Source organism: Roseobacter sp. GAI101 (genome assembly GCF_000156335.1).
Lineage (GTDB): Bacteria > Pseudomonadota > Alphaproteobacteria > Rhodobacterales > Rhodobacteraceae > Sulfitobacter.
On the sequence record NZ_DS999213.1, the window covers coordinates 2171549 to 2192861 of the forward strand.

The following is a 21313-nucleotide window of genomic DNA, read 5'->3' on the forward strand; positions in this document are numbered from 1 at the left end:
CCCAGACCCCGGGATATTTAAGAGCCAGAGAAGACTGAATAGTCGTTGTTTGAAAGCAACGGCAGTAAGGTCTCAGCGGTCGGTATCTTATGAAGTCTTACCGCCTGATCTCTCAGGTCTCCGGTTTTGCTCAAGCTTCTAAGTATTTTTTAAACAGGTCAAGATCCTACGCTCTTGGAAACGATAGCAAGCGCAGTCGCATCTGATGATGGCTGCCACCACCTTTAACGCTTAGAATGCGCCCGTGCGTCTGCGAGCAATTGATCCGATCGCGTTTCGACAACGCGTTCTAGGGTTTCCATAAACTCCTTGCGCGCCATTCCGGCGGGCATCGGTTCCAGAAACTCGACCACCGCGACGCCAGGGCGACGGTACAGGCCGCGACGGGGCCAGAAATACCCAACATTCGTGGCGACCGGTACGCAGGGCTGACCCAGCTGTTCATAAAGTGCCGCAGTCCCTTTTTTATAGGGGACGACTGCGCCCGGTGCGACGCGGGTGCCTTGGGCGTAGATGATCATCTGGCCCGCTTCCATGTCGCCGACCCTGACGTCGGCCAGCATCTTTGTCACCGCCTGCCCCCGTTTGCCACGGTTGACGGGGATCATCCCCATGCGTTTGGCATATTGCCCGATCACAGGCATCCAGAGGATTTCCCTTTTCATGATGAATTTACCCGCCGGGACAGATTGAAATATCATCAGAATATCCAGGAAGGACTGATGCTTGGCGGCAATCAAGACTGCATCTGTTGGGGGCGTGCCGCGTACTTCACAGCGCATGCCGACGATATGTTCTGCCATCCACATCACCCCGCGCGAATAGCATTTGCAGCAGGCATAAGCCCCCCGCTTGGAAAACAGCGCCCATGGTGCATAAAGAAGGCCGATAACAGGCATGAAGACCGTGCACCCCACGATAAAGGTGATCGAGCGTATCCACTGTAACATCAGGCAAGTTCCTTTAGGGTACGGCGCGCTGCGGCACCAGTAGCGGCAAAGGCGACGGCACCTGCCAAGAACGGGATCAGCGGCGGCACCAGCCAATGCCATCCTTGAAAGCCGAGACCGGTCAGAAAGCCCCCCGCGTCAGAGGTGCTTGGCAGCAGCAGGATCGCCAGCATCCCCAGCACCGTGCCCGCTGCCGACCCTGTCAGCGCGCGCAGCGTGAAACGCCGGATAAAGGCCTGCGCGATATAGCCATCGGTGGCACCGACCAACCGCAACACCGCGATGACCTGTGCGTTCGCAGACAGCGCGGCATTGGCTGCAAGTGTTACCATCGCCGCCATCGTCGCCGTGATCAGCAATGTCGATATCCACCCCAACAGTTTGAGCCGCGAGGCCGCTTTGACCAGCGGCGCACGCCAGCGGCTATGGTTGTCCAACACCGCGCCGGGCACCTCGGCAGCCAGTCGCAGGCGGAGCCCGTCGGCGTCCATGCCATCACCGTCCTCGATGATTTCGATCAGGCGGGGCACCGGCAATGCGTCAATTGCCAATTCCGGGCCGAACCAAGGGGCAAGCAGTTCCTGCTGTTCGGCGTCTGTCAGCGCACGGGCGGTCTGTACACCTTTTGTCGTCTCAAGAATGCGCAGGGCGGCGGCCGTTTGTGCGGCGCGTTGATCAACCGGAGCCACGACGCGGATCGTCGCAGTACGCGCCAGTTCCTGCCCCCACATATTCGCCAACCGGCCTGACGCCAGCGACAGCGCCAGCGCAAACACCGCCAGAAACGCCATCGTCGCAGCCGCAAATAATGTCAGCTGCGCGGTGAACCCAGACGGCGGCACGACCCGGTCCGCCTGCCGGTCCCCTTTGAAAAGGGCCGCAAGGGTGGCGTTTGGCTTGGTCACAGGTCAGCCCCCGCCAGTTGGATACGCCGGTTGGCGATCCGCAACACCCGCGCCTGCACCTGCGCCTTGGTGGCGCGGATCAGGCTCAGGTCATGGGTCGCGATCAGCACGGTCTTTCCCATCTTGTTCAGCTCGACCAACAGGCGCAGCAGGCGTTGGGACATTTCCCAATCCACATTGCCCGTGGGTTCATCGGCCAGCACCACATCGGGCGACATGATCACGGCACGTGCAAGGGCCGCACGCTGGCGTTCGCCCCCCGACAGTTCAGGCGGCAAGGCATCGGCGCGGTTGCTCAGGCCGACCCAGGATAACAATTCCTGAAGGTCTCCGCCTGCAGTATCGGCATGGCGACCCGACACTGTCAGCGGCAGGCTTATGTTTTCGGACACCGGCAGGTGGTTCAGAAACTGGCAATCCTGATGCACGACACCGACGCGCCGGCGGACCATCGCGATATCATCGCGGTCAAGGCTGCGCACATCCGTATCGAACAGGCGCACATGACCCGCTGTCGGCAACAGCGCGCCGTAGCATAGCTTCATCAAGGTGGTCTTGCCGGACCCCGACGGCCCGGTCAAAAAGTGAAACGATCCCGGTGCCAGCTTGACCGAGATATCGGACAGCAATTCGCCCCCGCCATAGCTATAGGCCACGTTTTCAAACTCGATCACACGAAATTCCCAACTCGTTCGAACTGTTGTGCCTTAGCACCGCTTGGGTTTCAATGCACCCCTTGGCAGGCTGGGTGCGAAGATTGCACTTTTCCTGTCGATTTCTACACCATAAGGTCATTTACAGGTGAAGAAGGTGAGGTTTCCAATGGGTACGGACGCGAGATGAGACTGATCTGTCCCAATTGTGATGCGCAATACGAGGTTCCCGACGAGGTCATGCCGAGATCGGGGCGCGATGTGCAATGTTCGAACTGTGGCCAGACCTGGTTCCAGCACCATCCCGATCATATGCCCGAAGAGGATTCAGACGCTGCCGAGGATGACGATTTCTTTCCCGGGACCACACCGCAAGGGACACCTGCCCCTGTGCGCAAGCAGCTTGATCCGTCGGTCGCAGATATCCTGCGACAGGAAGCCGAAGCGGAGCAGGCCGCACGCCAAAGCCGTCAGGCAGAGACATTGGAAAGCCAACCCGATCTGGGGTTGGATAGTGCCAGCGAAACCACTGAAAGCGAACGCGCACGACAGGCCCGCGACCGCATGGCCCGGCTGCGCGGCGAGGAAATGCGCACCGCACCCGAAGCCAAGGCAACAGCGGCTGCCATGGGATCACGCCGCGACCTGTTGCCCGACATCGAAGAGATAAATTCAACCCTGCGGTCTGATACGGCGCGGCGCAATGCCGCCCCCGCCGGAGATGTGGCAACCGCCGTAGGCCTGGATACACCCGAAGAGCGGCGCGGCTTCAGCGTCGGGTTTCTGAGCATCGTGGTTCTGGCGACGCTGCTGATCATGGTCTATGTCTTTGCGCCAAAGATTGCCGCGATGGCACCTGGGGTCGATCCCTATCTGTCGGCCTATGTGGCTTGGGTCGACAACACCCGCCTGTGGCTGGACAGCCAGTTGCAAATCGCCTTGCAGTGGCTGGATGCCAAGGCTCTGGAATCGGGCAGCTAGGCCAGTATCAATCAGAATTCTGGCGCGCTCAGGCCTGAGCTAGAAACGGTCCAGCAAACGGTTCAGGTAGTCACGTTCGACCTCGGGGCGGCCAGCTTCGCCTGACCGGCGTCTAATCTCATCCAGCAATTCGCGCGCGCGCCCGTAAGCATCATTGTCCATCGACAGGTCGCCTTCGGTGCTTTCGCCCCCGTTCGAGGATTGATTGCGCCCCAAGGGATCACGGCTCTTGGCCTGCTGGTTTCCTTCGCCAGTGCCTTGGCCCGGCTGGTTCTGCTGCTGTTCCTGCGCCATGGCATCCCCAAGGGCACGCATGCCGTCGCGCAGGGCTTCCATCGCCTGAGACTGGTTATCAATCGCCTCGGACAGGTCATTCCTGCGCAGAGCTTCTTCGGCACCATCCATGGCCCGGCCCGCGCGGTCCAGCGCGTCGCGCGCGGCTTTTCCTTCGGGTGTGCCACCGCCCGGAAGCCTCCCTCGCTGGCGGTTCAACTCATCCCGCAGCGCTTGCTGGCGATCGGCGATGGACCCTTGGCCTTGACCCTCTTGGGTCTGACCGTCGTTTTGGCCGTTGTTCTTCCCGGGCTGCTGTCCTTGCTGCTGCCCCTGCTGTTGTCCTTGTTGCTGACCGGGCTGCTGACCTTGCTGGCCTTGTTGCCCCTGCTGACCCTCGGGATTGAACTGATCCTGAAGATCGCGAAAGGCCTGATCGCTCAGGTCCTGCTGATCGCGCAAGGTCTCTGCCAGCCCTTCCATCGCTTGCTCACCGGGGCTTTGACCGCCCTGACCGGGCTGGCCCTGGGTGACGCGCATGTTCTCCATCATTTCCTGCAACTCGCGCAGGGCCTGTTCGGCCTCGGCCATGCGGCCCTGCTCCATCAACTCCTGAATGCGGTCCATCATGCGCTGCAAATCGTCCTGGGTCATCTGCATGCTTTCGCCCTGCTGCCCTTGCTGCGGGTCCTGCGGGTCGCCGTTCTGAGCTTGCTGGCGCTGCAACTGACGCATGTATTCCTCGGTCGCGCGGCGCAATTCGTCCATCAGTTCGGCGATTTCCTCTTTCGACGCACCGTTCTTCATCGCCTCTGTCAGGCGTTCCTGCGCACGGCGCATCCGGTCCAACGCATCGGCCAGCACGCCCTCTTCCAGCTCAATCGCGAGGTCCCATAGATCTTCGGCGATATCGGTCTGGACCTCATCGGTCAGGCCATACCGGGCGCGAATATCCAACCGGTCGATCTGCTGACGCAGCCGCAATGCGGATGTTTCCGACCGGAACACGTCTTGCGGACGATACGCCACCGCCTTGAGGACCTGTGCCAACCGCGCCGCGTTCGCCTTGGACCACAGCAGGTCACGCCTCTGTTCGATCACTGCGGCAGCAAGCGGGTCGAAAAAGCGCCGTCCCGGCAAGGTCATCTCGCGCGCGGGGGTCGCAACCTGCTGCTCTGACGCGTCCAGAACGCTCAGGCTGATTTTGACCGGCAGGTTCGCCCATGGGTGCTTTGAGAAATCATCGATCAGATTTTCTTCGAAACTGGTACGGTCCCCCGCGATCGGCATCGGCAAGGGCACAACCAGTTCGGGGCGCATATCGGGTTCAATCGCCAGACCGTAGCGCCGGTCAACCGCCGCCAGATCAAGGCTGATCCGCGCCTCGCCCGCCTCGACTCCGTAATCATCGCGGGCCGCAAAAGGCAGGCGCATTTCACCCAAGGCCGCAACCTCGGGATTGCCCAGAATTTCCACCTCGGGGGCGGCATCCGGCAGCATCGTCACGTCCCACGCCCGCCCGCCGGGGCCATCAATGCGGATTTCACCACTTTGGGCGACCGTAAAATCCATCACCAGTGCAGGTTCTGCATCAGATGCGACAGGATCACCCGACACGGTCTGCGCCACGGTCAACGCGCCGACTTCGCCATAAAGCCGCAGCGTGATCAGCGTACCGGCAGGCAAATTGATCGCCCCGGCGTCCAAGTCAGCTAGGTACAGCGTCGGCCGCCCGGTATAGCGGGGCGGTTCGGCCCAGCCTTCCCAGACAGGGCCGCTCGCCAGTCCGCCAGCGCCCGGGGCCATCCCCGCAACCGATCCCACACGCAGGACTGACCCAAAGATCAGCGCCGTCGCGAAAAACAGCACCGCCACATAGCGGAGCGCAAACGGATCGCGCCGTGACACGCGCAAATCGGCAGGCACGGCCCGCGCTGCCGCCGCGCGGTCGCTCATCCGTTTCTGATGGGCGCGCCAGACCGCCATCGACGCCGCATCGCCCGCACCGATGGCTTGCGCGTCCTTCAGGGCCTGAATGGGCCGTCCGGGCAAGCTGGCATCCAGCCGTGCCAATGCTTCGAACTGTCTAGGGATCCGAAAATGCCATGCGGCGTAAACCAATGCACCCACGGCAGCGATCAACGCCACCACAGCCGCGGCGTAAACACCTTCGACCGGGACAAGATCGTGCAGCCCCAGCATCAACGCCGCCAGCACGAAAAGGATCACCCCGAACACAGGCCAAAGCGCCTGCACCAACATTTCAGCCCACATGCCCGCCCAAGTCAGCCTGAGCGGCCACTTGATCTTGGCCAGCCCGCGCCGTTGGTCATCGCTTGTGAATAAGGTCATCTTTGACAGTCTCCCGCACGGCAGACACGCAGCGCGCGGTCAAAGCCATTCAGGGATGGTATCTCGATTTATCATTTCGTCAAAGGTCGGTCGCGGGCGGATAACCGCAAATTGATCATCCTTGACCAGAACTTCGGGAATAAGTGCCCGCGAATTATACTCGCTGCTCATCACGGCACCATATGCACCGGCACTTCTGAACGCGACAAGGTCTCCTGCGGCAAGCGCGGGCATCATGCGCTGCTTGGCAAAGGTATCCCCGGATTCGCAGACCGGCCCGACGATGTCATAAGGCTGCTGTTCCGCACCCGGTGCGGGTTCCACCACGGGGATGATATCGTGATGGGCCTCGTACATGGCGGGGCGGATCAGGTCGTTCATCGCACCATCCAGAATCAGGAAATCGCGGCCTTCGCCAGACTTCACATAGATCACTTCGCTGATCATCAGGCCGGCATTGCCCGCAATCAGGCGACCGGGCTCGATTTCAACCTCGCACCCCAGATGCCCCAGCTTGCGCTGCACCATCGCCCCGTAATCGCGGGGCAAAGGCGGCGCTTCATTGCTGCGCTCGTAAGGAATGCCCAATCCGCCCCCCAGATCAAGGCGGCGAATGTTGTGGCCATCAGCGCGCAGAACTTCCGTCAGTTCGGCGACCTTGTCATAGGCCTGTTCGAACGGGGCAAGATCGGTCAGCTGGCTGCCGATATGCACATCGATCCCGATGACCTCCAGGCCCGCCATCGCGCCAGCCATGCGGTAAACCTCGCGCGCACGCGCGATGGGAATGCCGAACTTGTTCTCGGACTTGCCGGTCGCGATCTTGGCGTGGGTCTTGGCGTCAACATCCGGGTTCACGCGAATGGTAATGGGCGCGACCTTGCCCAGTGACCGTGCCACAGTATCCAGCACCTCCATCTCGGGCTCGGATTCAACGTTGAACTGTCGAATGCCGCCTTCCAGCGCCAGCCGTATCTCGGCGGCCGTTTTGCCTACGCCGGAAAACACAATCTTGTCGCCCGGAACACCAGCCGCCTTGGCGCGCAGATATTCCCCGGCTGACACAACATCCATGCCAGCGCCCGCCTGGGCCAAAGTGCGCAAAACCGCCTGATTGGAATTGGCCTTCATCGCATAGCAAACCAGATGGTCCATCCCTTCAAGTGCATCATCAAACGCCTTGAAATGGCGCAGCAACGTCGCCGTGGAATAGACGTAAAACGGTGTTCCCACCGTTGCCGCGATCTCTGATATGGCAACGTCTTCAGCGAACAGCGCACCGTCGCGATACAGGAAATGATCCATCTTCTCTGGCTCCCAAATATCCCCGCCGGAGGCTCCGACACTATTTTACAGGGGCCGACCGCAGAAATAGATACAAGGGCAGGCCACAGCTTACCCCAATACCAAAGGTTGCGGGAATGGCAATCAGCGCCAGCCAATTTCGCCGCACCGCGACCTCGGCGACGATCCAGACCGTCAGCGTAACAGCGGCGATCGTCAAATCCCAGACCAACCCGCTCGAGGCTGCGTTCGCATGCCACGCATCGACCATGCCCATGATATCAAACCCATTGGCCCGAAACCATGACACGAAATAATACATCGGATGGACCGCGCCCCAGACGGCCAGGGCAAGATAGATCATGCGCAGGACGGACATGTCAGAACCCCTTTGAAACGCCGACGTTCACATACCCTGAAACGTGAATGCCCGGTTCATAATTCGACGGCTCTTGGCGCGGGTGGGTCACGTCATCAGCATTGCGCGGCACCGGTGTGGTACAGGCCCCCAGCACGATCGCCGATAGGATCATCCCCGCCAGCCGCGTCACAGACCCAACCCCAGACCCAACCGAAACGGGTTGGGTCCGACAGACACGGACGTGCCAGCGTAAACGCCTGAATTCGACAGGGTCACGTTGCCGTTGATCTGCGGTTTTTGCGGTTCGCCATCCGCGCCGCACCCCGCAAGGGCAAGCAAGGACACCAAAGCCAAGGCAGGTTTCATCCTACAATCCCTTTCCAGCGGGCAACCTGCGCCCGCACTTGCGCTGGCGCGGTCCCCCCGTAAGACATACGCGAATTGACGGAATTTTCCACGCCCAGCACGTCAAAAACATCCGCCGTGATGCCGTCATGGGCAGTCTTCATCTGGTCCAGCGTCAGATCGGGCAGGTCACAGCCGTTCTTTTCGGCCAGTGCCACAAGCGATCCGGTGATGTGATGCGCGTCACGAAACGGCAGGCCCAGCACACGCACCAGCCAGTCCGCCAGATCGGTCGCGGTCGAAAACCCCGACCCCGCCGCAGCGGCAAGGCTGTCGCGGTTCGCGGACATGTCCTTGACCATGCCCTCCATCGCGGCCAGCGCCAGCATCAGGTTATCGGCGGCGTCAAACACCTGTTCCTTGTCTTCCTGCATGTCCTTGGAATAGGCCAGTGGCAGCCCCTTCATCACCATCATCAGCGCCACGTTGGCCCCCATGATGCGTCCGATCTTGGCGCGGATCAGCTCTGCCGCGTCAGGGTTCTTCTTTTGCGGCATGATGCTGGACCCGGTCGAAAAACGGTCCGACAAGGTGACAAAACGGAACTGTGCAGACGACCAGATCACCAGTTCTTCCGCGAAACGGCTCAGGTGCATCGCACAGATGGACGCCGCCCCGAGGAATTCGAGGGCGAAGTCGCGGTCACTGACCGCATCAAGCGAATTGGCAGACGGGCGGTCGAACCCAAGCGCATGCGCCGTCATGTCGCGGTCGATCGGAAAGGACGTGCCCGCCAATGCCGCCGCACCCAAGGGGGATTCGTTCATCCGGGCCCGTGCATCGCGCATCCGGCTCAAATCCCGGCCGAACATCTCGACATAGGCCATCATGTGGTGGCCCCAGGTGACCGGCTGCGCGGTTTGCAGATGGGTGAAACCTGGCATGACCCAATCGGCCCCCGCTTCTGCCTGCCCCAGCAATGCCTGGATCAAGGCCAGCAGACCGCTTTCGGCGGCGTCGAACTGGTCGCGCACCCACAGCTTGAAATCCGTCGCGACCTGGTCGTTGCGCGACCGGCCCGTGTGCAGACGCCCGGCGGGTTCGCCGATGACTTCTTTCAGCCGCGCCTCGACGTTCATGTGGATGTCTTCCAGCGTCGTTGAGAACTGGAACGTCCCGCCTTCAATCTCTGACAAGACCGTGAGCAGGCCTTTCCCAATCGCATCCGCATCGCTATCAGTGATGATGTTCTGTGCGGCCAACATGGCGGCATGGGCGCGCGACCCGGCAATATCCTGGGCGGCCATGCGCTGGTCAAACGAGATCGAGGCGTTGATCGCCTCCATGATCGCGTCTGGTCCGGCGGCGAAACGGCCACCCCACATCTTGTTCGAAGTCGTATCAGTCATCAGGCAACCCCTCGGAGGGAAAATGAGAAAAGTAATGCTCGCGCTCGTTTATACGGCCCTGGCCGTCGGTGCAAACCCAAGCTTTGGCCAAAGCGTCGACATCGCAGCCTTGCGCGACGGGGACATGAAAAAACTCGTGGTGCATGACGCGCCTGTGGCGACGTCGACAGTGGCCTTTGATCTGGCTGATGGCGCGGGCCAGGCGACACTTGAGGACTGGCGCGGCAAATATGTTGTGGTCAACTTTTGGGCGACATGGTGCGCGCCCTGTCGCAAGGAAATGCCGCAGTTGAACGCACTGCAAAAGGAATTCGGCGGCGATAATTTCGAGGTGCTGACGATTGCCACGGGCCGCAATTCCCCCGACGGGATTCAACGGTTCTTTGACGAGGCTGGCGTTGACAGCCTGCCGCGCCATCAAGACCCCAAGCAGGCCCTCGCCAGCCAGATGGGGATTTTCGGCCTGCCGATCACCGTGATCATGGACCCCGACGGCCGCGAGATCGCCCGCCTGCGCGGCGACGCCGATTGGTCCAGCGACAGCGCAAAGGCGATTGTTCAGGCATTGGTGGCCGACAGGACCGACAGTTAACCGGTTCTGTTGCTAAAAACGACCGCACGCCCCCCCCTTATCAGGCCGCGTGATGCAAAATCGCGGCCTCGGATACGCTAAGGTTGCGCCGCGCATAGCTGCCATAGGTATGCGGATCAAAGGTCAGCTTGGGGTACTGCGCGACAAGCCGTGCCCGGTCGGAGCCATCAAGCGTCTCCAGCGCCGCCGAGGCGGGGTGGAAGCTTTCTGTTTCGACACCGTTGGCCCACATGATCTGGTGGGTGTCCAGCAGCACGTGGATATAGGTGATCTCGCGGGTGTGGGCGTCGACCGTGACGCTTGACCCGTTGATCATATCCTTGGCCGACACCAGCACCTCTGATGTATTGAACAAACTGCGCGCGACCTCACCCTTGATCAGCAGCCGGTGACTGGGCGACACCAGCAAATCCTGATCCGGGCGCGCAAGGCCCAGCGCGTTGGCGTGAAACCGCACAGGACGCAGTTTCGGCATCGCAAACAGGCGTGCACCGCTCATCCGGCGTTTGCCGATCCAGCGGATCGGTTGCATCCCGTTGTCTTTGGTCTGAACCAGATCACCTTCGCGCAGATTTTCGATCCGGTCTGCGCCATCTGCGGTGCGGATCAGCGTGCCGGGGGTAAAACAGATCACGCCCCCGCCGTTTTCGGCAACCTTGTCCAACGCGACAGACCCAAGCGTATGGTGCACGATCCAAAGATCGCTGTTGCGCGGCGGCATTTCATCCAGAAACATCAACAGTGGCTGGCTGCCACGGCCCACCTCGATCAAGGTCACGGTATAGCTTTTGCCACCGTCGGTGACGACAAAACTGTTGTCCATCAGTTCCGAAAACTGCGTATCGCTGCGATCCTTGCGCACCGGCGGTGCGTCCTGATCCAATGCTGCGCCCACAAGACGGTGCACCATGCGTGCCGCCCGTTTGCGCAAGTCTTCTGCGCCGTCTGCCTGATCCAGCCGCAATACATCATTCGGGCCGTCAACGCGGATTGCGTCACCTCTCCATGCCCATGCAGCCCCTACTTTCAAGGATTGCACCGGCGCGGCGTCTAGCCCGTCTATTTCTGTTTGCGCCCAGCTTATGACAAACGTGCCTTTAAAGCCCGTTCTGCCCACTGTTCACCTGCCTCGTCTTTTTTTATTGGGGTCAGGTTAGCAAAACGGCAGCCGTCTGGGAAGACCGGTTGCGTCAAAGGTTCCAAGGCGTTGCAAAAAGGCTAACCTGTCAGATCGGCAGGTCGATGCTGCCCCTGCGTGCAGTCAGTTAACCGATCCGCCGGATCGGCACTGCTAGAACGAGAAATTCACCCGAACCGCCCCGACAACCTGATCTTCGGGCTGGGTTTCATATTCCTTGCCCAACCATGTCACGCCATAAAAGGCCGATGCGCCGTCGCCCTGCCAATGCACGCCAAGACGCACGCGGTCGCGGTGGTCCGTCAGGTCAAGGCCGCGGTCTTCGGGCAGATAGGTGCTATCGGTGACATAGGCCATGTCGGCCCCCACGACAAAGCTGAAGCCGGTGTTTTCCGCATTCGGGATCACCCGATAGCGATGTCCGGACGTCGAATCGCGGACCAATAGCCCGCCCCTGCCGATGCTGCCAAAGGTAAAGTCGACCCCTGCCCGCACCATGGTCTCGATCCCGGCTTGGCCTTCGACGAAAGGACGCAGGGTCGTTTTTGTCCCGATCGGATAGCTGCGGGCCGCCTCGACGATCATGGTCGGATGAAATCCATTGGCGATCTGCGCATTCAGGGTCTGGTCCGACGGAGGTCTGTCCCCGACCAGATCATGAAACTCACGCTGCAAGCTGCCCAGCCCGGTCTGCGGACCCGTGGCATAGACCGCAGCACCCATCGCCAGTTCCATTGATTTATACTGGTAATGCGTGTGCAATCCTGCGGAAAGCACCCCGGCCCAAGGGCGCGATCCCGCGCCAGGGTTGACGATATTTTCCGGGGCGAGCACTTCCATCCCAAGGCGCAATTCGATCAGATCGCCGAAACGGTCCGGAAGATCGCCGATCCAAGGGCTCCCCCACACTCTCGATGAGGCGACAGCGCCAGTACGTTCGCGGTCTTCCAGATCACCCAGAAAATCATTTGTGATCAAGCGGCCATAGCCGATGCGCGTGCGATCCGCGGCACTGGCAACGAGTGGTGTCAGAAGGGATGCGGTCAAAGCGGCAAGAAAAATTCGAAACATATGCGGTCCTGCGGTTACGCCCCCCGGCCCACCTGATTTAACCCCTAAAGTGATTCGATCAATGCGGCTAGTGCGCAGCGGCAACAGAACAAGTTTTGTTTTCAACCTGTTGCATCCGATGAAACTTGCGCAACGCCGACAAATCGCTAACGTTATACCAGTAAAAATAGCGCCGGAGCCCCCATGTCAGACCCGAAATCGCACCCGTCCCGCCGAATCGTTTCATCGCGCCACCTTGCCGAAGGCGAAGGTTGGGAGGCTTCCGAGCTCGAATACGGCATGATCATCGCATATAACGCGTTCAGCCGATGGATGTCGCGCTGCATGACCGCAGCCGGCAATCCCGACCTGACACCGCTTGAGATTCTGGTGCTCCACAACACCAACCACCGCCAGCGCGACAAACGCCTGACCGACATTTGCTTTATGCTGAACATCGAAGACACGCACACGGTCAACTACGCGCTGCGCAAGCTGTTGAAATCCGGTCTGATCGAAGCGGAAAAGCGCGGCAAGGAAGTATTTTACCGCACCTCAACCGCAGGGGCCGACCTGATCGAGGCCTACCGCGCCGTGCGCAACACCTGCCTGATCGACAGTCTGGGCCGCACCGACATCAAGGGCGACGATCTGCGTAACATCGCCGCCCATCTGCGGGCCATTTCAGGCCAATATGATCAGGCAAGCCGCGCGGCGGCGTCGCTTTAGCGGCCCAACTGGTTGGCGGCACGGGCCAATTCGGTGATCGCGGCCCAGTCGCCAGCACGCACCAGCGCGTCGGGGGCAACCCAGCTGCCGCCTGCGCAAACCACATTGGGCAGCGACAGATAGCTTTCCGCATTGGACGGGCTGACCCCGCCCGTCGGGCAAAAGCGGATTTGCGGCAAGGGTGACGCCAGCGATTTCAATGCCGGTGCCCCGCCAGATGCTTCGGCAGGAAAGAACTTGAGCATATCATAGCCGCGTTCCAGCAAGCGCATCGCTTCTGATGCCGTGGCGGCACCGGGCAGCATCGGCAGATCCAGATCTTCGGCGGCTTGAAGCAGCTTGTCGGTGGCACCGGGCGAGACGCCGAATGTGGCCCCTGCATCGACCGCGCGCTTTACATCGTCGGGCGTCAGCAAGGTGCCAGCACCGACGAAGCCGCCCTCGACCTTTGCCATTTCGGCAATGACATCAAGCGCGGCATCCGTACGCAATGTCACCTCGAGCGCAGGCAAGCCGCCAGCGACCAGCGCCTCGGCCAAGGGCCGCGCATGTGCAACGTCATGCACCACCAGAACCGGCACGATCGGGGCGCGTTTGCAGATCTCGTAGGCGGATGCGCTTGCGTCTTGGGGGGTCATATTTTTCGTCCTTTTGTCAAATCAAATGCTGCTGGCACCGGTATCGGCAGCGCCGACGGTCTTGCGGAAGGTGGCGAACAATTCACGCCCCTGCCCGTGTTCATTGCCCGACAGATCGGCGCTCGCCAACGGGCGATCCATCACACCGGGCGTCACGATATCAAGCAGGCCGTCACGGGCATCGACGCGGATCACGTCCCCGTCCTGTATCCGTGCGATCGGCCCGCCGTCCAGCGCTTCGGGACAGACATGGATCGCGCTCAGCACCTTGCCCGACGCGCCCGACATGCGGCCATCGGTGACCAGCGCCACCTGTAGCCCGCGCGCTTGCAGGTTCGCCAAGACTGGTGTCAGGCTGTGCAGTTCGGGCATGCCGTTGGCCTTGGGCCCCTGAAAGCGCACGACAACCACGACGTCTTCGTTGAATTCGCCATTCTTGTAGGCCAGCTTGACCGCTTCCTGATCGTGAAACACCCGTGCAGGCGCTTCGACCACATGCTGTTCGGGCTTGACCGCAGATACTTTGGTCACCGCATTGCCCAGCGACCCCGTCAAGCGTTTCAAACCGCCTGTCGGCTGGAACGGGTCCCCCATGGGCCGCAGGATCTTGTCGTTCAATGTCGCGGTCGGCCCCGCGACCCATTCGACCGCACCGTCCTTCAGCTTGGGGTCCTGGGTGTAGCGGTCCAGACCGTCTCCGGCGACGGTTTTGACGTCCTTGTGCAGCAAGCCGCCCGATATCAACTGCCCGATCATATAGCCTAGCCCCCCGGCCGCGTGGAAGTGGTTCACATCGGCCAGACCGTTGGGATAGACCCGCGCCAGCAGCGGCGTCACATCGGCCAGATCCGAAAAATCCTGCCAGTCCAGAACAATTCCGCCAGCCCGCGCCATCGCCACCAGGTGGATCAGCAGATTGGTCGATCCGCCCGTCGCATTCAGCCCGACGATACCGTTCACATAGGCTTTTTCGTCGAGCACATCGCACACCGGCGTATAGTTGTTGCCCAGATGGCTGATCGCCAGCGCACGCTGCGCGCCTGTCACGGTCAGCGCATCGCGCAATGGGGTATTGGGGTTCACGAAAGACGCGCCGGGCAAATGCAAGCCCATGAACTCCATCAACATCTGGTTGGTATTGGCGGTACCGTAAAAGGTGCACGTGCCCGGACCGTGATAGGCTGCCATCTCCGAGGCCATGAGCTCTTCGCGCGTCGCCTCGCCCGAGGCGAACCGTTGGCGCACCGCAGCCTTTGCATCGTTCGAGATACCCGAGGTCATCGGCCCCGCAGGCAGGAAGATCGCGGGCAGATGCCCAAAGACCTGCGCCGCGATCACCAGCCCCGGCACGATCTTGTCGCAGACCCCCAGAAAAACGGCGGCGTCAAAAGTGTTGTGGCTCAGGCCGACCCCTGCGGCCATGGCGATGACGTCGCGCGAAAACAGGCTCAGCTCCATCCCCGGGGTGCCCTGGGTGACACCGTCGCACATGGCGGGCACGCCGCCTGCAACCTGCGCGGTGCCCCCGACGGCGCGGGCGGCGTCGCGGATGATTTCGGGAAAGCGTTCAAACGGCTGATGCGCCGAAAGCATGTCATTATAGGTGGTGATGATGCCGATGTTGCCCGCCGATTTCGTGGCAAGCGCATCCTGATCGGGGCCGGCACCGGCATAGGCATGGGCCTGCCCGCTGCACGACAGATGCGCGCGCGCCGGTCCGTCTTCGGCGGCGCGGCGCATGCGGCCCAGATAGGCTTCGCGGCTTTGCGCGCTGCGCGCAATGATCCGGTTGGTGACGCGGGCTACGGTATCGTTAAGCATGATTTCTCCTCCTGTTTCGCATCCCGGCGGGGCCGTTGATCCAAAATATGTTAGCGCTAACCTAGCACGGCCGTCAGGATTTTGCAAACCTGCTGAAGCCTACGTGCGGGATAAAGCGAAAAGACCCTTTCCCCGCAAATTCTTGTACCTTAAACAAACCCAATGACAAATATTGAACCTTCTTTTCTGATCGCCGTAGATGGTGGCGGCACCGGGTGTCGCGTTGCTGTGGGCACGGCAGCGCAGGGCATTCTGGCCGAAGCCAAGGGCGGGCGTGCCAATGTCAGCACCGATTTCGACGAGGCGATCGCGAATATCATGCAGGCCACCGGAACAGCGCTTCAGGCCGCAGGGCTGGACGCCAGCCGGATGGGCGACGCCGTGGCGCATCTGGGGCTGGCAGGTTTTACCGGGCCGGACATCGGGGCCAGGGTCGCTGCGGCATTGCCCTTTGGCACATCGGTCGTGACTGAAGATACCGCGACCACCATCGTCGGGGCCATCGGGCAAGACGACGGGTTCGTGATTGCCCTTGGCACAGGTACCATCATCGCGCGCCAACGTGACGAGGTGCAAAAATGCATCGGCGGGTGGTGTTATCAGGTGTCGGATCAGGCGTCAGGCGCGTGGCTGGGACACGGGGCGTTGGTACAAACGCTGCTGGTGGTAGACGGCATATTGCCTCCCAGCCCCTTGTCCAGCCATCTGCTCGACACCCTTGGCGGCGGCGCGGGCATCGTGCAATTCAGCCTCAAGGCGCGGCCCGGAGATTTCGCGACCCACGCGCCGGCCGTGGTGCAGGCCGCTGCCGCTGGTGATGCGATCGGTGTCGACCTGATGAAAAGCGGTGCAGCATATCTGCAAAGCGCGCTCACCTCACTTGACTACAAGACCGGGGATATCCTGTGCCTCGCGGGCGGTGTCGGTCCGCATTACGCAGATTACCTGCCCGCCGACATGACGCGCCATCTGGTCCCCGCCAAGGGCCGCGCAGTAGACGGGGCCTTTGCGCTCGCGATGCGCGCTGCGCGGCAATGACCCCAAGACAGGCCTTCACAGGGGCACGGATATTTGACGGCAGCACCCTGTGGGACGACCATGCGCTGCTGGTTTCGCAGACCGGCACGACACAGTTGGTTGCCCCTCATGCTGTGCCCGATGGGTGCCCCGTCACAGCGCTGAACGGCGGTGTGGTTTCACCCGGCTTTGTCGATCTTCAGGTCAACGGCGGTGGCGGGGTGATGTTTAACGACAGCCCCGATGTCGAAACCCTGACCGTGATGGCCACCGCCCATCAAAGCCTTGGCACGTCGGCATTTCTGCCGACGCTGATCACCGATACCCCTGATCAAACCCGGGCGGCAATTACCGCGGTACGCCAAGCGCTCGGGCAAAATATCCCCGGGATTTGCGGGCTGCATCTGGAAGGGCCACACCTGAGCGTGGCGCGCAAGGGGGCCCATGACGCAACCTTGGTCCGGTCAATGACGGCCGATGACCTTGCTATGCTGCTTGAAGCTGCCGACCATATCGACACGCTGATGGTCACCGTCGCCCCCGAAAACGTCACCACAGCGCAGATCACCGCGCTGTCCAAGGCAGGCGTCATTGTTTCGCTGGGTCACAGCGATTGCGTTTACGACACTGCGATGCGGGCGTTTGACGCTGGCGCGGCCTGCGCCACCCATCTGTTCAACGCGATGAGCCAAGCCACTGCGCGCGAACCCGGACTGGTCGGTGCCGCGCTGGATCATGACACCGTGTCGTCAGGGCTGATCGCGGATGGCGTTCATGTGCACCCCGCAATGATCCGCGCCGCACTGGCCGCGAACAAGGGACCGGGCGAGGTTTTTCTGGTCACGGATGCCATGGCAACGGCGGGGTCGGACATCACCAGCTTTACCCTGAACGGTCGCGTTATTTCGCGCGCGGGCGGCAGGTTGACCTTGGCCGACGGCACGCTTGCGGGTGCTGATCTGACGCTGCCGCAGGCGGTGCGTTATATGGTTGATGTGGTTGGCACACCTCTGACTGACGCTTTGGCCCGCGCAACGACCTTCCCCGCCGCACTGCTGCGCACGGCGCATGATACGGCGCACGCGCATAGCATGATCTGGCTAAGCGATGACTTCACCCGGTGCCGCTGGCTGACCGACCTATAGCGGCGGCAGGATCGGCGCAAAGGAATAGTCCTGACAAAAGCCGATCAGTTTTTGTACCGCATGCGATCCGCTCTCGATGGCTTCGGCCTCGGTTCCGATCAAGGTGATGACGGCCTGCGCCTCGCCCTGCCAATCAAGGATCGGAGCAGCCAAGGCGACCAGACCGGGAATGAAATCACCGTCCACTGTCGCATGCCCCTGCGCCTTGATCTTGGCACACAGCGCATCGACCCCCGCCGTCGTCGGCACAAAATCCGATGCCAGGGCGGGTGTGCGTTTCATCCGGCGCAATTCGGCCTCGAGTAAGGTCTGGATCGGCGCGCGCGGGGCCCATGCAAGAAAAGCCCTGCCTGACGACGAATTCAGCAAAGGCAGCGTCGTGCCCAGGCCCATCGACGTCACGACAGGGGCCGCCGCGCGTTCCCACCGGACCACCGTCGCACCGCCACCGCCCCACACGGACAGCAGCACCGTCAGGCCGGTTTCGTCGCGCAGATCGGCCAGCGCTTCGGACGGGCGGTTCACGAAATCATGGCGTGCGATGGCGGCAAGGCCCAGCCGCATTGCCCCCGGCCCCAGATCATATTTCCCCGACCGTCCTGCCTGCGCCACAAGCCCCGCGTTCAGGAAGGACGCCAGATAACGGTGCACCTTGCTGGGGGGCATGTCACTGGCGCGCGCCAGATCGGTCAGCGATGTCGGTCCCGCCTGATCCGCCATCACCGACAGCAAACGCAACGCGGTATCAAGCGACTGGATGCCTGCGCTTTGGCTTTCGGATGATTTGGACATGGCACCTTCCCTTGCGAATTCCCCCATCGTTACAGTCCGGACGGGCAAGACACAATCACCGCATATTTTCCGCAATAAGGAATCTATTGCCTAATGTGCAATTGTCCCCTAGCGTCCCCGCAAGGTTTGAGTGAGAGCTTTGGGAGGAGCAGGATGTCAAAACTATCAAGCGTGGCGATTCTGGGCGGCGGGCCTGCGGGGCTTTACACCGCGATCTTGTTGCGGCGCAAAATGCCCCACGTCCGCGTAAAGCTTTTCGAACAGAACCCCCAAGGTGCCACCTTTGGCTTTGGCGTGGTATTCTCGGATCAGGCGCTGGCGTTTCTGAAGTCAGCGGACCCCGAGATTCACGACCTGCTGACGCCCCATATGGAACAGTGGCAAAACATGACCCTCCACCTGCCCACAGATCAGGTTGTGCTGGACGGGGTCGGGTTTTCCGCCGTTGGCCGGCTTGAGCTGATCGAGATCCTGCGCAAACATGCGCTGGCCTTGGGCGTCGAGATGTCGTTTGACCACCTGATCACCTCATTGGACGAGATTGATGCCGATCTTATTGTCGGGGCCGACGGGCTGAATTCACTGGTGCGCCGGACGTTCGAGGCTGATTTCGCCCCGCAAATCGACCATTTCACCAACCACTTTGCGTGGTTCGGCACCGACCGCCCCTTTGATACCCTGACACAAAGCTTTATCGAGACTGATCTTGGCCCGCTGAACGCGCACCACTACCGGTTTGCGCCGGATCGCAGCACGTTTATCATCGAATGCGAGGCCGAGACGTTCCAGAACTACGGCTTTGCCGACATGACCGAAGACGCCAGCGCCGCCCTGTGCCAGTCCCTGTTTGCGGATGTTCTGGGCGGGACCAAGTTGATCACGAACAAATCGCTTTGGCGGCAGTTCCCGCGGCTTTGGTGTGAAAACTGGGTCTCGGGGCGGCATGTCATCATTGGCGATGCAGCACATACCGCGCATTTTTCCATCGGGTCCGGTACGCGCCTCGCGCTTGAGGATTGCATCGCGTTGGTCAACGCCCTGGCCACGGATGCCGACATTGATGCCGCCTTGGCCACGTTTCAGGCCGACCGTTTGCCGGTGGCGAAAAAGATGGTGCAGGCGGCAAACACCTCTGCCCTCTGGTACGACAATTTCGGCGACAAGATGGCGCTTGCCCCGCTGGATTTCGCGTTTGACTACATCACCCGCTCCGGCCGTGTGGACATGGACCGGTTGCGCAAAATGGCCCCGGCATTCGCGGCCCGTTACGAGGGGCGGCCCGCCCAGATCACGGACCCGGTTGCCGACATGGTGCCCGGCGCGGTCGAGATCGGGTTTGACAAGACGCAGCACGCCAACTGCTCTGACATCCTGTGGCAAAACCTTGCACGCAACCCCGACAGCACCGCCATCATTACCCCCGATGGCCGGATCAGCTATGCCGCACTGATCACGGATGCCGCGCGTTGGGGCAATGCGTTCATCGCCGCCGGTTTGAAACGTGGCGAACGGATCGCATTCCTCCTGGATGATACCGCTGCCTATCCTGCTGCCTTCTTTGGGGCTGTGCGGGCAGGATTCGTGCCAGTGTTGCTGAACACGATGACCACGCCCGAGGTGTTGACCTTTTTCCTCAAAGACAGTGCTGCACGGTTTGCGATCTGCGACACGGCGCTGGCGGACAGGTTTGACGCGACCGTAATGACAGGCACCGATCTTGAGACTGTGATCGTCGTCGGAGGTGATGCAGCCGGTTTCATGACAGACGCAGCTTTCCTTGAAAACCAACCCGACACGCTGGCCTGCGCGGATACCGGCCCCGATGATATGGCGTTCTGGATGTATTCTTCAGGCTCGACAGGCATGCCAAAGGGCATCGTGCATCTGCATCACGACATGGCCTATACCCAAGCGTCATTTGGCGTTCAGATCTTGCAACTGCGCCCTGATGATGTCTGCTATTCCGTCCCCAAGATGTATTTCGCATACGGGTTCGGCAACTCCGCCACCTTCCCGTTTTCGGTCGGCGCTGCGGTCTTGCTGATGCCCGGACAGCCCCGCCCCGAGGCCGTGTTATCGGCGATCGAAACCTGCAAGCCCACGGTGCTGTTCGGCCTGCCGACCTTGTTCACCGCCGTCGCACGGCATGAAAATGCGGCGACGACCGATCTGTCCTCTGTGCGTCAAAGCATGTCCGCCGCCGAAATTCTGTCAGAGGATGTCTATAAAACATGGGTCGATCTGGTGGGTCACGGCCCGACCGAGGGGCTGGGATCGACCGAATTACTTCATGTCTACCTGTCGAACACATTGCAGGATCACCGTCCGGGGGCCGCTGGGGCGCGGGTACCCGGCTATGAAATCCGGCTCGAAACCCCTGATGGCACCCCTGCACAGCCGGGCGAAGAGGGCGTGATGTATGTGCGCGGTACCTCGTCCGCGCCGATGTATTGGAACCGCCCCGACAAGACCGCCGATACGATGCGCGGCGACTGGATCTATACCGGGGACCGCTTTGTCGAGCGTGACGGGTATTACTATTTCCAAGGCCGCGCCGATGATCTGATCAAGGTGTCCGGACAATGGGTCTGGCCGCTGGAAGTCGAACGCTGCCTGAACGAACACCCCGATGTGCACGAATGCGCCGTGCTGGCGCATCAGCTTGACGACCGCCGCATGACCCTGCGCGCCATCGTGCATCTGCGCGACGGCATTACGGCGGATGACACCCAAAGCGACGCATTGCGCGGCTTCGTCAAATCCCGGCTACAGCCGTATAAATACCCCCGCCTGATCGATTATGTCGCTGAATTGCCCAAGACCGGCACCGGCAAGATCGACCGCCAAGCGTTGCTGCACCGCCCCTGAATGACCGGAG

Annotated in this window: 20 protein-coding genes; 6 read left to right on the plus strand and 14 right to left on the minus strand. The window is 61.3% G+C overall.

What is annotated here, in order from left to right; all coding sequences use genetic code 11:
- Nucleotides 1–224: 224 nt before the first annotated feature.
- The 3 genes from RGAI101_RS10090 to RGAI101_RS10100 are packed head-to-tail and all read right to left on the minus strand — an operon-like array spanning nt 225 to nt 2529.
- Nucleotides 225–950, minus strand: coding sequence for a lysophospholipid acyltransferase family protein (locus tag RGAI101_RS10090; RefSeq protein WP_008227872.1), 726 nt, complete (start codon nt 948–950; stop codon nt 225–227).
- Nucleotides 950–1855, minus strand: a complete 906-nt coding sequence (locus tag RGAI101_RS10095) for a cell division protein FtsX (protein WP_008225464.1) — start codon at nt 1853–1855, stop codon at nt 950–952. The genes RGAI101_RS10090 and RGAI101_RS10095 overlap by 1 nt, the downstream gene beginning before the upstream one ends.
- On the minus strand, nt 1852–2529 hold the full coding sequence (locus RGAI101_RS10100) for a cell division ATP-binding protein FtsE (RefSeq protein WP_008227740.1): 678 nt from the start codon (nt 2527–2529) through the stop codon (nt 1852–1854). The genes RGAI101_RS10095 and RGAI101_RS10100 overlap by 4 nt, the downstream gene beginning before the upstream one ends.
- 165 nt (nt 2530–2694) lie before the next feature.
- Between RGAI101_RS10100 and RGAI101_RS10105 the strand changes: the two genes are divergently transcribed.
- The gene (locus RGAI101_RS10105; protein WP_008225874.1) at nt 2695–3489 is read left to right on the plus strand and encodes a zinc-ribbon domain-containing protein; all 795 of its coding nucleotides are present in this window, start codon (nt 2695–2697) and stop codon (nt 3487–3489) included.
- Between the two features lie 39 nt (nt 3490–3528).
- Here the strand turns inward: RGAI101_RS10105 and RGAI101_RS10110 are convergent, their stop codons facing one another.
- Genes RGAI101_RS10110 through argH form a run of 6 tightly spaced genes read right to left on the minus strand, consistent with a single transcriptional unit; the run spans nt 3529 to nt 9513 of the window.
- Nucleotides 3529–6114 (minus strand): TIGR02302 family protein, encoded by a 2586-nt coding sequence (locus tag RGAI101_RS10110; protein ID WP_008228197.1) that lies wholly within the window; start codon nt 6112–6114, stop codon nt 3529–3531.
- 39 nt (nt 6115–6153) lie between these two features.
- The gene (gene lysA, locus RGAI101_RS10115) at nt 6154–7419 is read right to left on the minus strand and encodes a diaminopimelate decarboxylase (protein ID WP_008228097.1); all 1266 of its coding nucleotides are present in this window, start codon (nt 7417–7419) and stop codon (nt 6154–6156) included.
- A gap of 40 nt (nt 7420–7459) precedes the next feature.
- On the minus strand, nt 7460–7777 hold the full coding sequence (locus RGAI101_RS10120; RefSeq protein WP_008227954.1) for a DUF2834 domain-containing protein: 318 nt from the start codon (nt 7775–7777) through the stop codon (nt 7460–7462).
- A 1-nt stretch (nt 7778) separates the two neighbouring features.
- Nucleotides 7779–7949, minus strand: a complete 171-nt coding sequence (locus RGAI101_RS21915) for a hypothetical protein (protein WP_008227222.1) — start codon at nt 7947–7949, stop codon at nt 7779–7781.
- The gene (locus tag RGAI101_RS10125) at nt 7946–8125 is read right to left on the minus strand and encodes a hypothetical protein (RefSeq protein WP_037227933.1); all 180 of its coding nucleotides are present in this window, start codon (nt 8123–8125) and stop codon (nt 7946–7948) included. Before RGAI101_RS10125 ends, RGAI101_RS21915 begins: the two co-directional genes overlap by 4 nt.
- The gene (gene argH, locus RGAI101_RS10130; protein WP_008225712.1) at nt 8122–9513 is read right to left on the minus strand and encodes an argininosuccinate lyase; all 1392 of its coding nucleotides are present in this window, start codon (nt 9511–9513) and stop codon (nt 8122–8124) included. The genes RGAI101_RS10125 and argH overlap by 4 nt, the downstream gene beginning before the upstream one ends.
- Nucleotides 9514–9535: 22 nt before the next feature.
- Between argH and RGAI101_RS10135 the strand changes: the two genes are divergently transcribed.
- A complete protein-coding gene (locus RGAI101_RS10135) occupies nt 9536–10105 on the plus strand; it encodes a TlpA family protein disulfide reductase (protein ID WP_037227935.1) in 570 nt (189 codons plus the stop codon).
- Nucleotides 10106–10145: 40 nt separating this feature from the next.
- Here the strand turns inward: RGAI101_RS10135 and RGAI101_RS10140 are convergent, their stop codons facing one another.
- Together RGAI101_RS10140 and RGAI101_RS10145 are read right to left on the minus strand one after the other, a co-directional pair.
- Entirely contained in the window at nt 10146–11222 is a 1077-nt protein-coding gene (locus RGAI101_RS10140; protein ID WP_037227937.1) for a Hint domain-containing protein, read from the minus strand.
- 174 nt (nt 11223–11396) lie between these two features.
- Entirely contained in the window at nt 11397–12314 is a 918-nt protein-coding gene (locus RGAI101_RS10145) for a lipid A-modifier LpxR family protein (protein WP_008228396.1), read from the minus strand.
- 183 nt (nt 12315–12497) lie between these two features.
- On the opposite strand from RGAI101_RS10145, the gene RGAI101_RS10150 reads away from it, so the two are divergent.
- On the plus strand, nt 12498–13022 hold the full coding sequence (locus tag RGAI101_RS10150; protein ID WP_008226492.1) for a winged helix DNA-binding protein: 525 nt from the start codon (nt 12498–12500) through the stop codon (nt 13020–13022).
- On the opposite strand, the gene RGAI101_RS10155 is transcribed toward RGAI101_RS10150, so the two are convergent.
- Nucleotides 13019–13660: a bifunctional 4-hydroxy-2-oxoglutarate aldolase/2-dehydro-3-deoxy-phosphogluconate aldolase gene (locus tag RGAI101_RS10155; protein WP_008226347.1), complete on the minus strand. Its 642-nt coding sequence runs from the start codon at nt 13658–13660 to the stop codon at nt 13019–13021. The genes RGAI101_RS10150 and RGAI101_RS10155 overlap by 4 nt on opposite strands.
- 21 nt (nt 13661–13681) lie before the next feature.
- Complete coding sequence (gene edd, locus RGAI101_RS10160) at nt 13682–15481, minus strand: phosphogluconate dehydratase (protein ID WP_008227796.1); 1800 nt, start codon at nt 15479–15481, stop codon at nt 13682–13684.
- Between the two features lie 162 nt (nt 15482–15643).
- Here edd and RGAI101_RS10165 point away from each other — a divergent pair, with 162 nt between their 5' ends.
- Together RGAI101_RS10165 and nagA are read left to right on the plus strand one after the other, a co-directional pair.
- Entirely contained in the window at nt 15644–16519 is an 876-nt protein-coding gene (locus RGAI101_RS10165; protein WP_008227803.1) for a BadF/BadG/BcrA/BcrD ATPase family protein, read from the plus strand.
- Nucleotides 16516–17643: an N-acetylglucosamine-6-phosphate deacetylase gene (gene nagA / locus RGAI101_RS10170; RefSeq protein WP_008226141.1), complete on the plus strand. Its 1128-nt coding sequence runs from the start codon at nt 16516–16518 to the stop codon at nt 17641–17643. Before RGAI101_RS10165 ends, nagA begins: the two co-directional genes overlap by 4 nt.
- Here nagA and RGAI101_RS10175 read toward each other — a convergent pair.
- Nucleotides 17638–18435, minus strand: coding sequence for an IclR family transcriptional regulator (locus RGAI101_RS10175; RefSeq protein ID WP_037227940.1), 798 nt, complete (start codon nt 18433–18435; stop codon nt 17638–17640). The two genes, nagA and RGAI101_RS10175, sit on opposite strands and share 6 nt — an antisense overlap.
- Nucleotides 18436–18588: 153 nt before the next feature.
- Here RGAI101_RS10175 and RGAI101_RS22700 point away from each other — a divergent pair, with 153 nt between their 5' ends.
- A complete protein-coding gene (locus RGAI101_RS22700; RefSeq protein WP_037227943.1) occupies nt 18589–21303 on the plus strand; it encodes a benzoate-CoA ligase family protein in 2715 nt (904 codons plus the stop codon).
- The last annotated feature ends 10 nt before the right edge of the window (nt 21304–21313 follow it).

Coding starts and splice junctions, on each gene's coding strand:
- RGAI101_RS10105 (WP_008225874.1), top strand. CDS start 2,695: ATGAGACTGATCTGTCCCAATTGTGATGCGCAATACGAGGTTCCCGAC.
- RGAI101_RS10120 (WP_008227954.1), bottom strand. CDS start 7,777: ATGTCCGTCCTGCGCATGATCTATCTTGCCCTGGCCGTCTGGGGCGCG.
- RGAI101_RS10175 (WP_037227940.1), bottom strand. CDS start 18,435: ATGTCCAAATCATCCGAAAGCCAAAGCGCAGGCATCCAGTCGCTTGAT.
- RGAI101_RS10135 (WP_037227935.1), top strand. CDS start 9,536: ATGAGAAAAGTAATGCTCGCGCTCGTTTATACGGCCCTGGCCGTCGGT.
- RGAI101_RS10150 (WP_008226492.1), top strand. CDS start 12,498: ATGTCAGACCCGAAATCGCACCCGTCCCGCCGAATCGTTTCATCGCGC.
- RGAI101_RS10090 (WP_008227872.1), bottom strand. CDS start 950: ATGTTACAGTGGATACGCTCGATCACCTTTATCGTGGGGTGCACGGTC.
- nagA (WP_008226141.1), top strand. CDS start 16,516: ATGACCCCAAGACAGGCCTTCACAGGGGCACGGATATTTGACGGCAGC.
- RGAI101_RS22700 (WP_037227943.1), top strand. CDS start 18,589: ATGTCAAAACTATCAAGCGTGGCGATTCTGGGCGGCGGGCCTGCGGGG.
- RGAI101_RS10155 (WP_008226347.1), bottom strand. CDS start 13,660: ATGACCCCCCAAGACGCAAGCGCATCCGCCTACGAGATCTGCAAACGC.
- edd (WP_008227796.1), bottom strand. CDS start 15,481: ATGCTTAACGATACCGTAGCCCGCGTCACCAACCGGATCATTGCGCGC.
- lysA (WP_008228097.1), bottom strand. CDS start 7,419: ATGGATCATTTCCTGTATCGCGACGGTGCGCTGTTCGCTGAAGACGTT.
- RGAI101_RS10165 (WP_008227803.1), top strand. CDS start 15,644: ATGACAAATATTGAACCTTCTTTTCTGATCGCCGTAGATGGTGGCGGC.
- RGAI101_RS10145 (WP_008228396.1), bottom strand. CDS start 12,314: ATGTTTCGAATTTTTCTTGCCGCTTTGACCGCATCCCTTCTGACACCA.
- argH (WP_008225712.1), bottom strand. CDS start 9,513: ATGACTGATACGACTTCGAACAAGATGTGGGGTGGCCGTTTCGCCGCC.
- RGAI101_RS10110 (WP_008228197.1), bottom strand. CDS start 6,114: ATGACCTTATTCACAAGCGATGACCAACGGCGCGGGCTGGCCAAGATC.
- RGAI101_RS10125 (WP_037227933.1), bottom strand. CDS start 8,125: ATGAAACCTGCCTTGGCTTTGGTGTCCTTGCTTGCCCTTGCGGGGTGC.